Source organism: Acinetobacter sp. 70_2 (assembly GCF_056736115.1).
The window spans coordinates 1-11359 of sequence record NZ_JBWZIP010000005.1; the positions used below are offsets into that span (position 1 = coordinate 1).

The 11359-nt window shown below is 38.6% G+C and carries 11 protein-coding genes; 5 read left to right on the forward strand and 6 right to left on the reverse strand.

What is annotated here, in order from left to right:
* A partial coding sequence (locus tag AC1PJ9_RS03090; protein ID WP_400200562.1) for a hypothetical protein occupies positions 1 to 214 on the forward strand: 214 nt, incomplete at its 5' end.
* A 94-nt stretch (positions 215 to 308) separates the two neighbouring features.
* Here AC1PJ9_RS03090 and tyrS read toward each other — a convergent pair.
* Positions 309 to 1541 (reverse strand): tyrosine--tRNA ligase, encoded by a 1233-nt coding sequence (tyrS, locus tag AC1PJ9_RS03095; protein ID WP_311087039.1) that lies wholly within the window; start codon positions 1539 to 1541, stop codon positions 309 to 311.
* A 61-nt stretch (positions 1542 to 1602) separates the two neighbouring features.
* Between tyrS and AC1PJ9_RS03100 the strand changes: the two genes are divergently transcribed.
* Positions 1603 to 2730 carry an anhydro-N-acetylmuramic acid kinase gene (locus AC1PJ9_RS03100; protein ID WP_004711281.1) on the forward strand — a complete coding sequence of 376 codons (1128 nt, stop codon included), beginning with the start codon at positions 1603 to 1605 and terminating at the stop codon, positions 2728 to 2730.
* A gap of 126 nt (positions 2731 to 2856) precedes the next feature.
* Positions 2857 to 3702 carry an alpha/beta fold hydrolase gene (locus tag AC1PJ9_RS03105; RefSeq protein WP_311087038.1) on the forward strand — a complete coding sequence of 282 codons (846 nt, stop codon included), beginning with the start codon at positions 2857 to 2859 and terminating at the stop codon, positions 3700 to 3702.
* Between the two features lie 56 nt (positions 3703 to 3758).
* Here AC1PJ9_RS03105 and erpA read toward each other — a convergent pair whose 3' ends face one another.
* The 4 genes from erpA to AC1PJ9_RS03125 all read right to left on the reverse strand — a co-directional run bounded on the left by erpA (position 3759) and on the right by AC1PJ9_RS03125 (position 7837).
* On the reverse strand, positions 3759 to 4094 hold the full coding sequence (gene erpA, locus AC1PJ9_RS03110; RefSeq protein ID WP_000993572.1) for an iron-sulfur cluster insertion protein ErpA: 336 nt from the start codon (positions 4092 to 4094) through the stop codon (positions 3759 to 3761).
* Positions 4095 to 4218: 124 nt separating this feature from the next.
* Complete coding sequence (locus AC1PJ9_RS03115; protein ID WP_311087037.1) at positions 4219 to 5223, reverse strand: putative solute-binding protein; 1005 nt, start codon at positions 5221 to 5223, stop codon at positions 4219 to 4221.
* A 346-nt stretch (positions 5224 to 5569) separates the two neighbouring features.
* Entirely contained in the window at positions 5570 to 6577 is a 1008-nt protein-coding gene (locus AC1PJ9_RS03120; RefSeq protein ID WP_311087036.1) for a putative solute-binding protein, read from the reverse strand.
* A 255-nt stretch (positions 6578 to 6832) separates the two neighbouring features.
* Positions 6833 to 7837: a putative solute-binding protein gene (locus tag AC1PJ9_RS03125; RefSeq protein WP_311087035.1), complete on the reverse strand. Its 1005-nt coding sequence runs from the start codon at positions 7835 to 7837 to the stop codon at positions 6833 to 6835.
* A 252-nt stretch (positions 7838 to 8089) separates the two neighbouring features.
* Here AC1PJ9_RS03125 and AC1PJ9_RS03130 point away from each other — a divergent pair, with 252 nt between their 5' ends.
* A complete protein-coding gene (locus AC1PJ9_RS03130) occupies positions 8090 to 10024 on the forward strand; it encodes an ATP-binding cassette domain-containing protein (RefSeq protein WP_311087034.1) in 1935 nt (644 codons plus the stop codon).
* A 266-nt stretch (positions 10025 to 10290) separates the two neighbouring features.
* The gene (locus tag AC1PJ9_RS03135) at positions 10291 to 10848 is read left to right on the forward strand and encodes a VTT domain-containing protein (protein WP_002051888.1); all 558 of its coding nucleotides are present in this window, start codon (positions 10291 to 10293) and stop codon (positions 10846 to 10848) included.
* Positions 10849 to 10936: 88 nt separating this feature from the next.
* On the opposite strand, the gene cybC is transcribed toward AC1PJ9_RS03135, so the two are convergent.
* Positions 10937 to 11332: a cytochrome b562 gene (gene cybC / locus AC1PJ9_RS03140; protein WP_311087033.1), complete on the reverse strand. Its 396-nt coding sequence runs from the start codon at positions 11330 to 11332 to the stop codon at positions 10937 to 10939.
* Positions 11333 to 11359 lie beyond the last annotated feature (27 nt).

An 11359-nucleotide genomic window follows, 5' to 3' on the forward strand; every position in this document is an offset into this window, starting at 1 on the left:
TTCCAAAGATTCCAAAGATTCCAAAGATTCCAAAGATTCCAAAGATTCCAAAGATTCCAAAGATTCCAAAGATTCCAAAGATTCCAAAGATTCCAAAGATTCCAAAGATTCCAAAGATTCCAAAGATTCCAAAGATAGACTAGAGCAAATACTCTATTTATTGTTTAATACTTTTTATTCTTTTCTTTTTCTATTTTTCTACTTATTAAGTTAATTACAAATTGTTCCACGTGGAACGCTTAATTGATTTTGTGATCCAGAAATAAAAAAAGCAGGATTACTCCTGCTTTTTTTACTATATAACTTTCTTAGTCAGTGAAAGTTACACGTGCAATTGCTTTCTTACCTGACTGAATAATGAAAGTCCCATTTTCTTTTACAGAGAAACCTGCATCAACTACATTCCAGTCAACTTTTACTGCACCACGTGCTACTGCATCTTTTGCAGCTGCTGCATTTGGGTTTAATCCTGCTACACGTAGAATCGTAGCAATGAAGATCTCTCCACCAAACTCACCACGTGAAATAGTCACTTCCGGTGTATCTTCTGGCACCTCACCTTCTGTAATACGGTTACCCGCACTCTTATGAGCATTGGCAGCAGCTTCGACATCATGGAAGCGTTCAACCAACTCAAGCGCAAGAATACGTTTTACTTCTTGTGGATTACGTCCAGCAGCGATTTCGTCTAATAAAGCTTTGATCTCATCAAGAGATTTGAAGCTTAATAAATCGAAGTAACGTTCGATTAAAGAGTCAGGCATTGATAATACTTTTTGGTACATTGCACCTGGAGCATCAAAAACACCAATATAGTTACCTAAAGATTTAGACATTTTATTTACGCCATCTAAACCTTCTAGAATCGGCACCGTGATACACACTTGTGATTCTTGGCCATAACGGCTTTGTAACGTACGGCCCATAAGTAAGTTAAAGGTCTGGTCTGTACCGCCCAACTCAACGTCAGCTTCAAGCGCAATTGAGTCATAACCTTGAACTAAAGGATATAAGAACTCATGAATTGCAATTGGCTGATGGTTGCTATAACGCTTAGTAAAGTCATCACGCTCTAACATACGAGATACGGTTTGTTGACTTGCTAACTGAATAAGGTCAGCAGCAGACTTTTGGTTAAACCATTCTGAGTTAAAACGTACTTTTGTTTTATTTGGGTCTAAGATTTTAAAAACTTGTTCTTGATAAGTTTTTGCGTTGGCTTCGACTTGTTCACGTGACAACGGCGGACGAGTTGCACTTTTACCAGTTGGGTCACCAATCATCGCTGTATAGTCACCAATCAAGAAGGTAACTTCATGGCCCAAGTCTTGGAAAGTTTTTAGTTTGTTAATAAGAACCGTATGTCCTAAGTGTAAATCTGGTGCTGTAGGGTCAAAACCAGCTTTAATTTTAAGAGGACGATTCTCTTTAAGCTTTTTCAGTAAATCTTCTTCTGAAATAATTTCGTGCGTGCCTCGTTGGATGAGGGCAAGCTGTTCTTCGGCGGGCAAGAAATTTGACATCACAAAACCTAAACACATCAGTTATTCAATTTGTGCGATATACTAACATTTTTTCAGCGTCTTGCAGGGGAAGTTGCATATGAGCGCAATCTATATCGGCGTAATGACTGGCACTAGTATGGATGGTGTAGATATTGTTGCGGCTTCATTTGAGCCACTACAGCTTCATGCCACTCTTACAGTTCCATTCGAACCCGAGTTACGTGATGAGCTTATGGCATTAACTTTACCCGATGACAATGAAATTGACCGCATGGGTAAAGCTGATGTTGCTCTAGCCAAAATGATTGGTCACGGGATTAATAGCTTAATTGAGAAGCACCAATTAGACCGTAGCCAAATTAAAGCGATTGGTTCGCATGGGCAAACTATTCGTCATCGTCCCGAGCATGGCTTTACGTTACAAATTGGCGATCCCAACATTATTACTGAAATTACTCAGATTCCGGTTGTTTCAGATTTCCGTCGTAGAGATATGGCTGCGGGTGGTCAAGGTGCGCCATTAGTACCAGCATTTCATCAGGCATTATTTCAACATCCAAGCATTCATCGTGTGATTTTGAATTTAGGTGGTATTGCCAATGTAAGTATGTTGCCTGCCAATAATCCTGATGGCGTATTTGGGTTTGATACGGGACCTGCGAATATTTTGATGGATGCATGGTGTCATCGCCATACAGGTCATCCATATGATGAAAATGGCGATTGGGCTGCTTACGGTCATCCTATTCGTTCATTACTCGACCGTCTTCATGCTCATGAGTATTTTTCTAAAGAGCCACCTAAAAGCACAGGTCGTGAAGATTTCAATATTGACTGGTTAGATGATCAGTTAATCGATTGGCGTAATGATTTAACTTACGATGAACTAGAAGATACACCTGAAAATATCCAAGCCACCTTATTAAAGCTTACGGTACGTGCTATTCAAAAAGCGATTTATCGCTCTGACATGGAAACAGGTGAAGTATATGTATGTGGTGGTGGAGCTTATAACTCTTATTTGTTAGAACAATTACGCTGGCGTTTACGTAAGCACAATTGGTCAGTTCAAACCACAGATGTTTTAGGACTTTCCCCTACTTGGGTCGAGGCTACAGCCTTTGCTTGGTTAGCAATGCGTTTTGTGAATAGTTTAAGTGGTAATTTACCAGCAGTAACCGGTGCATCTGATTTTAGAATTTTAGGAACAATCACGGCGGTATAAGATTTTTTATAAGTTCTTTTACCTAGATTCGACCTCATAGCACATTTACTGACCCGAAATGCTGTTATTTAAATGTACATAAAAACTCATGATAAATGCCAACAAAAATAAGTAAGGCATGTTGTTATGGATTTGACCAACCGTATTCATCAATACACACGTGGGGCCTGGACATTCGATGTGATTGATTCAGGCCCTATCGATGGTCCGCTCGTAGTTTTATTGCATGGTTTTCCTGAGACAGCCCATAGTTGGGAGCAAACCTCTGAACTATTGCATCAGCATGAGTTTAGAACGCTTGCGATTCATCAACGTGGGTATAGTTTAAATGCTAGCCCCCAAAGTCGCTTTCAATATGCTTTAAGTGAGCTAGTCGAAGATGCTGCAAGTTTGATTAAGCAGCTTGGTCAGCCAGTTTATTTAATTGGGCATGATTGGGGTTCTGTAATTGCGTCTAGTGTAGCCATCAAATATCCACAATATATTCAACATCTCACTTTAGTTTCTGTACCTCATCAAGCTGCTTTTTTAAAAGCTTGTTTAAGCAGCAGACAACTTTTTAAATCTTATTATTTTGCAATTTTTCAGCTTCCTATTCTGCCCGAACTTTTATTTAAAAAGATGCCTAAATTAGGCCGTAACTTTCTTAAGTCATCTGGCATGACCCAGCAGCAAATTGAAATATTCGAGACTGAGTTTATAAAAGAAAATAGGCTAACTACGGCGTTGAATTGGTATCGTGGATTTTTCTGGGATAAACCTCAGAATCCTTTTAAATTAATAGATGTGCCAACTCTGTTTATTTGGGGTAAAGATGATATTGCCGTTACTGAAAAAAGCGCCGAGCTAAACTCACGTTATTTTAAAAATAGTTATAAAGCCATTTTCATGAACGCTTCTCATTGGATTCCTTATCAGAATGCCCCCGAACTCGTACAATACTTTTTAGAATCTATAGATGATCGCGGATGATTTCATCAATAAAAAAACCTCTCAAAATAGAGAGGCTTTTTTATTTAAAATTCTTTTTAAATCGAGAATGAAGAACCACAACCACAAGTTGTTGTTGCATTTGGGTTCTGCACAATAAAGCGTGAACCTTCAAGGCCTTCAACATAATCAACCACTGAGCCAACTAAATACTGATAGCTGAGTGAGTCAACAAGCATCTTTACATCGCCATTTACAAATTCTGCATCATCTTCATTTACGCTTTCGGCGAAATTGAAGCCATATGAAAACCCTGAACATCCACCACCTGTTACATATACACGTAACATGAGATCGTCATTCCCTTCACTATCACGGAGTTGGCGTACCTTATTGGCAGCATTATCTGTCAAAACTAGAGCTTGGGCATTCATGATGATTGTTCCTCGGATTTTGCTGTGCCTTTCAAAATAAAAAAGACCCTATATTGAGTATAGCATAATCAATATAGGGTCTGTCTTCGAAGTTTAAAGCGAATCTTGAGTATTTTTATCAAGATTATTTGTAATTCTCATCTTGTAAGCCACATTCGAAGTTTTTCGCATCTTGCTTACAACGGAATTGCCATAATAGTTTCATCATCCGTTTATCATAAACTCCGCGCTTTGTAAGGTTAATTCGTGATTCACGCATAAGCTTTTGATAACCTGGTTTATCAGCAACGGGTACATCCATCCAGTATTTTTGCGGAATATCCGCTTTCATTTTACCTAAGATAGTAAAGGCACGTGGTAACTGGCCTGCCACCCATTCTCTAGATTTTTGACCAAATCCAGCTGGGAATTTATCTGGACGGATAATAATATTTCCAGTTACCTGTAAGATTGGATAGTTAACGATTGCTCCTTTGGTACCTAAGCCTTTTTGTAGTTCTAAAGGTTTAAACGCTGCTGCTGGTGCACCAATAATATCGACCTGATGATTATTAAATTTAGCGCCGAAGTTCGTCACATCTGCACTCACAGCCTGCGCACCGACCTGCTGAACCATAATTTTTTGTGCTTCATCATAGTCAAGAACAGCAATTTTTTTACCCGCCGCTTTCGCTACTGTATTAATACTACGGTCGTTTACTAAAAGGTAAGCATCCCCTACCGGAATAACACCCACGACCTCATAGCGTCCGTTGACCATATATTTACTAAAGGTTTGACTCGCTAAACCTTGCATGACTTTAACAGCAAGTTTGAGATCTGGAATCGCACCAATTGCATCTAATGAACCTGTAAATGAGTTGAATTGACGTCCGCGCATACCTGATACGCTAATGCCGTCACATTTACCAGCTTTAAAATCTTCAGCAATCACTGCTTCGTTTTGATTTACTTTGAGTTCGATATCAGCTCCCCAGTTTTTCGCTGCAAGCTGATAATCTTTCATGAGTGCATAGACATCACCATTTTTACCAACGAAGTCAAAAACACAAATGGTTTGTTTGGCCTCGGCTGCAAATGAAATTGTTGTGAGTCCCATCGCAAGTAAAAGCGTTTTGGAAAATCGCATATTCTTTTCCTTTCCTTGTAGATTTTTTGTTTTTGGCATCAAGAAATTTCACGCTGGTTGGCATGATTCTCATGAGATATGCTTCATCTAAAATTCACGATTAAGATATTTTTACGAGCAATTCTGTTTATATGAGCTCAATTAAAGAAAAATAACTATTTAAATATCTATAGTAGCTCTTTGATCACTCACATCCTTGTTCCCTTTTAATACCTTCATATATCCAGATGAAGTTTTATCCTCAATTTAGATTAGCGACTTTTTAATACACCACAATGGCTGAATTGACAGCCTGTATAAAGCAAAAAAGCCTAGAATAAATCTAGGCTTTTAAGTTCAATATGAATTATTCACCAGCCATTGAACATTCAAAGTTAGCTTTGTCTACAGAACAGCGTGCTTTTTTCAATACAGACATCATACCTGCATCGTAAATACCACGTTTAGTTAAGTCCATACGACCATCACGTAACATTTTTTGGTACTTAAGTTTGTCTTCAGCACTTAGGTTCATTTTGTATTTACCTGGAATTTGCGCTTCTAAACGGTTAATCATCGCAAAGTTTTTAGGTAATTGTTTTACAAACCAGTCACGAGACTTTTGACCAAAACCAGCAGGGAATTTATCTGCACGTAATACAAGGTCAGCAGTTACATGTAATACTGGGAAGTTCCACATTACACCGTTTGCACCCAAACCTTTGTTCAATTCTAATGGTTTGTATGCATAAGCAGGTGCACCTACCATATCTACCTGACCATTGTTAAATTTAGCAGCAAAGTTTGAAATATCAGAAAGAACTGCCTGAGCACCTACACGTTGCACCATAATTTTTTGTGCATCGTCATAGCCTAATACGGCGAATTTTTTACCCGCAGCTTTTTCAACAGAGCTGATGTTTTTGTCACGTACGAAAATGAATGCTGAACCTAATGGAGAGATACCAGCAACTTCGTATTTTTTACCACCAAGGTTAGTTGTCATTTTTGCAGCATTACGTGCATCTAATACATAGGTAATAGCACGCTGTGCGATTTGGTTATTAGGAACACCACCAAGCGAGTCGATTGATCCTGCGAATTTGTTATATTGGCGTGCACGCATAGCAGTCATTGCTACAGCATCACATTTACCAGCTTTGAAATCATTATCTGCAACAGCCTCGTCCTGACGAGGAACCAAGTTAATTTCAGTACCCCAGCCTTTTGCAGCTAGAGCCCATTCTTCCATCATTTTATATGAGTCGCCTGCTTTTCCTAAGAGGTCGAATACACACACGGTACTCGCTGCTTGCGCTGAAGCAGAAAAACCAACAACAGAAGCGGCAGCCATAGCAAGTACGATTTTTTTCATTTTCTTCATCCTTCCACGGAACAGATTTTTTGTTTGAAGTTTCCTTTCAAACACAGATATTAATCATGTTTTTTAGAAAAAAATAGAGCTTTTACTCAAATATTTTTATCTGATTGGATCATTGTTTGTTCTATTTAAATTATTTATTAGAAGTAAAAATCTCTAATTTTCCGTAAGTTACTTTTTATATTCACAATTTTCATACCCATATTCAGCTTTGAAATATGTGTAGCGATTTTGTGATTAAAAAACAATCTACTCTCCATTGAGCGTACATTCAAAATTTGTACGTTCAATGGTACATCGGGCACGCTTCAACACACTCATCATTGTCGCATCGTATACACCTTGCTTTGTTAGACCAAGGCGACCTTCCCGTAATATCTTTTGGTATTTCAATTTATCTTCAGCTGAAAAATTTAATTTAATTTTAGGTGGTACTCCAGCTTCTAACTGTTTCACCATTGCAAAATTCTGCGGCAACTGCTTAATAAACCAATCACGAGACTTCATTCCAAAATTGGCTGGGAATCTACCACTTCTTGCAATTAAGTCCCCTGTAACGTTGACCACTGGAAAAGTAAACATCGCTCCATTTGTTCCAATACCCTTGCCTATTTCTAAGGGTTTATACGCATAAGCAGGTGCAGCAATCGCATCGACTTGGCCACTATTAAACTTTTTCACAAAATCGGTAATTTCTGACGGAATAGGATGTGCACCTACACTTTCCACCATAATTTTTTGAGCTGCGTCATATTGTAAAATAGCAAATTTAGTACCACGTACTTTTTCAATTGAGTTCAGGTTTTTATCTCTTACAAACAAGTAAGCCAAACCAATCTGGACAATCCCCACCACTTCGTAGTTTGTTCCATTTTGTGCAGTTACCATGCGATGTTTATTGCGCTGGTCCAAAACATAACTAATTGCCTTTTGAGCAATGGCATTACTGGTTACACCACCAATCGCATCAATCGAACCTGCAAATTTATTGTAATTTCGTGCTCGCATGGAAGTCATATAAGCCGCATCACATTTGCCCTCACGCAGTCTACGATCTACCAAAGCTTCATCTTGAAATGGAATTAAAGTAATGTCAGCCTGCCAACTTTTGGCTGCAAGTGCCCACTCTTCCATCATTTTGTAGGATTCACCTGATTTTCCCAATAAATCGAATACACATACATTTTGTCCGGCATGTGCTGTTCCCATAGCACAGCAAAATACTGTACCAATTATCCCCAATCCTTTTTTCATTTGACTTTCCTTAGTCTAGTTTTATTAGGAGTTCATTTATCAACCAAGTTTTAAATTGTTTTTATTTTAGCCATATTTTTTAAAATGTGGTCTATCTCGTTAAAAATTTAGATATTTTCAGACGAATAGCTTAAATAGAGATAGGTTAAGCCATGCAATCTCAGCATTTATAAACTAAAACTCTGAAAGTTTTGTCTTCACGGTCAGTTCTCTTTAAAATACAGCATCCCTAACTCACCTCGATAAGACAAGATGATTCAATTTGACCAAGTTTCTTTACGCCGCGGTGGACGTGTTCTCTTTCAAAAAGCGTCTATGCAATTACACCCAGGTTGGAAGATTGGTCTGACTGGGGTCAATGGTGCAGGTAAATCAACGTTATTTGCAGCGTTACTGGGCAGCTTAGGTGCAGATGAAGGTACACTTACTCGTCCTTCAGTCTGGACTGTGGCGCATATGGCGCAAGAAGTTAAAGCTCTAGACATGCCTGCCCTCGATTTTGTTCTGTCTGGTGATGAAGAATATTGGGATATTCAAAATAAGCTTGCTCAACCAGATCAACTCACAGATTCAGACTTGGCCAAACTACATGGCCGCTTTGATGAAATTCACGGTTATTCAGCGCCATCTAAAGCTGCCCAACTCATGGCTGGTCTTGGTTTTCTAGAGCATCAATTACGTTTAAATGTTGCTAGTTTTTCTGGTGGATGGCGTATGCGCTTAAACTTGGCGCGTACATTAATGAGCCGTTCTGATTTATTATTACTAGATGAACCAACCAACCACTTAGATTTAGATGCAATTTTGTGGTTAGAAGATTGGCTTAAAGCCTATGAAGGCACTCTCATCCTCATTTCGCATGACCGCGATTTTTTAGATGCAATTACAGATCATATTCTCCATATTGAGAATCAGGAACTCACGCTTTACACGGGTAATTACTCCACTTTTGAAACAACTCGAAGTGAACGCTTAGCACAACAACAACAAGCCTTTGAGAAGCAGCAAGAAACCCGTGCTCACCTACAAAAATTTATTGACCGTTTTAAAGCAAAAGCCACTAAAGCTCGTCAGGCACAAAGTCGTATTAAACAACTTGAGCGTATGCAACAACTCGCCCCTGCTCATGTCGATACGCCGTTTACTTTTAGTTTCCGTGAACCGACCAAAATGAGTTCACCCTTGCTGACGTTAGAGAATGCCAGCATAGGTTATGGCGATAAGCAAATTGCTGAAAAAATTAAACTTCAAATTACACCGAACTCACGTATTGGTTTACTTGGTATGAACGGTGCAGGTAAATCAACTTTGATTAAGAGCTTGGTCGGTGATTTACCACTTCTAGCAGGTGAACGTAAAGCTTCAGAGTTGCTTAATATTGGCTACTTCGCACAGCATCAAATGGATGCTTTAGATGGCCATGCTAGCCCGATGCTACAGCTTGCACGTTTGGCAGATAAACAAATTAGTGAAGCCACCTTACGCTCGTTCCTTGGTAGTTTTGGGTTTAGTGGTGAACGCATGGATACACCATGTGAAAGCTTTTCTGGCGGTGAGCGCGCTCGTTTGGCTCTAGCACTGATTGTATGGCAGCGTCCAAACGTTTTAATTCTCGATGAGCCAACGAACCATTTAGACCTTGATATGCGTCATGCACTAAGCATGGCTTTACAAGATTTTGAAGGTGCTGTTGTTCTGGTTTCTCACGAACGTCAACTTATTGCTAGTGTGTGTGATGAACTTCTTTTAGTACACGGCGGCAAATGTACCGAGTTTGAAGGTGATTTGCAGGATTATGCTAAATGGTTACGTGAAGCACGTCAGCAGCAAATCAATGCTCAGACTGCTGTAGCAGCAAACAACTCATCATCATCTGCTCCCCCTGCTCCTACTAAAGTTGATAAAGAAGCACAGCGTAAGGAAGCCGCACGCCGTCGTGAACAGACCCGACCTATTCGTAAAAATATTGAGAAGGTTGAATCACAAATTGAAAAGCTTCAACCGCGACTTGCTGAAATTGAAGAAGCTTTAGCGGATAGCTCATTATATGAAGCGAATCGTAAAGACGATTTGCTGAAATTGATGAATGAACAGACTGAGCTGAAGGCTAAGCTTGAACAACATGAAGAGCAACTTTTAGAACTCATGATGGAACTTGAGGAAATGGAAGCCTCTTTCGAAAACTAAGTTCTTGCCAGTACTGGTATTTTTAAGGACCAGTACTGGCTTTTAGTTCAAATCAGAGCTTTATTTGCGCTACTATATAAAAATTTGAATGACTTTTAATAATATTTCATTCAGCTGTTAAATTTTTGAGATAGATTCAAATTTGATAACATATAAGACTTAAGCTACATCTTAAGGGTTGCGATACACAGATAATTTAACTAAATTCTGTAACTTCGTTTTTACCCTTCTTGAGTAGGTATTTAATTCGGGATCAGACAAACTGAATGAATTTTATTGATTTTATTACTAATTTTGAACATTTTTTACCTATTTTAATTCAGGAGTATGGCGCATGGGTCTATGCCATACTCTTTTTAATTATTTTTTCTGAAACAGCTTTTGTATTTATGTTCTTTTTGCCTGGAGATAGTTTACTTCTCACTGTAGGGGCGCTTTGCTCAGTGATCGAAATGATGCATCTGGGTTATATGATTACTTTGCTTACCGTAGCTGCCACCCTAGGCTATATTGTGAACTACTCTATTGGTCGTCATTTTGGTAACCGTATTTTTGAAGCAAAATCACGCTTTATTAAAAAAGAATATTTAAATAAAACCAACCGTTATTTCTTGCAACACGGTGGGAAAACCATTCTTCTGGCACGCTTTATTCCTTTTGCACGTTCTTTTGCACCATTAGCTGCGGGCTCTAGCAATATGAGTTATGGAAAATTTTTAATCTATAATGTCGCTGGAGCTATTTTGTGGATCTGCATTCTCTTAACAGCTGGATATTTATTTGGCCACGCGCTCATTCAGGTTACAGACTTAGTAGAAAATTGATCTTTTTAGGTTTAATACACTTAAATAGACCAAAAAATAAAGGGAATGAATCAATCATTCCCTTTATTTTATTTAGATCAAAATGAATCTATCTAAATTTTTTGTGGTTTTCATTACGGATATTAACCAGATTAATTGCTTCTGATTTTGCTTGGTCTAATTGACCCTTATCAACCAATACAGTTACTCGATCAATTTCAGTAACCAACTGATCTAAACCCGCTTGATATTGTTTTACCTGTACATTTTCCGGCGGTAAACCTTCCAACTTATGAGGTAAAGATTTTTTTGAAGATACTGCTGCCTGACGCATAATCACAAGCTGCTGTTTTGCGTTATTGAGATCTTTCGCTTCAGCAAAGGCTTTTGTGCTCTTTGCTAAAGTTTTCATGTCAGCTTCCAACAAGTCAGCTGCAAATGCAGAATGACTCACTAAAGCTGCACATGAAATCAGCATACTTGCTATAAACTTTTGACTCATCATCTTCTCTCCTTAGACTGATTTAGAATC

Bases quoted from the DNA above. Each gene is read 5' to 3' on its own strand.
- AC1PJ9_RS03105 (WP_311087038.1), top strand. From the start codon at position 2,857: ATGGATTTGACCAACCGTATTCATCAATACACACGTGGGGCCTGGACA.
- AC1PJ9_RS03125 (WP_311087035.1), bottom strand. From the start codon at position 7,837: ATGAAAAAAGGATTGGGGATAATTGGTACAGTATTTTGCTGTGCTATG.
- AC1PJ9_RS03130 (WP_311087034.1), top strand. From the start codon at position 8,090: ATGATTCAATTTGACCAAGTTTCTTTACGCCGCGGTGGACGTGTTCTC.
- erpA (WP_000993572.1), bottom strand. From the start codon at position 4,094: ATGAATGCCCAAGCTCTAGTTTTGACAGATAATGCTGCCAATAAGGTA.
- cybC (WP_311087033.1), bottom strand. From the start codon at position 11,332: ATGATGAGTCAAAAGTTTATAGCAAGTATGCTGATTTCATGTGCAGCT.
- AC1PJ9_RS03115 (WP_311087037.1), bottom strand. From the start codon at position 5,223: ATGCGATTTTCCAAAACGCTTTTACTTGCGATGGGACTCACAACAATT.
- AC1PJ9_RS03120 (WP_311087036.1), bottom strand. From the start codon at position 6,577: ATGAAAAAAATCGTACTTGCTATGGCTGCCGCTTCTGTTGTTGGTTTT.
- AC1PJ9_RS03135 (WP_002051888.1), top strand. From the start codon at position 10,291: ATGAATTTTATTGATTTTATTACTAATTTTGAACATTTTTTACCTATT.
- AC1PJ9_RS03100 (WP_004711281.1), top strand. From the start codon at position 1,603: ATGAGCGCAATCTATATCGGCGTAATGACTGGCACTAGTATGGATGGT.
- tyrS (WP_311087039.1), bottom strand. From the start codon at position 1,541: ATGTGTTTAGGTTTTGTGATGTCAAATTTCTTGCCCGCCGAAGAACAG.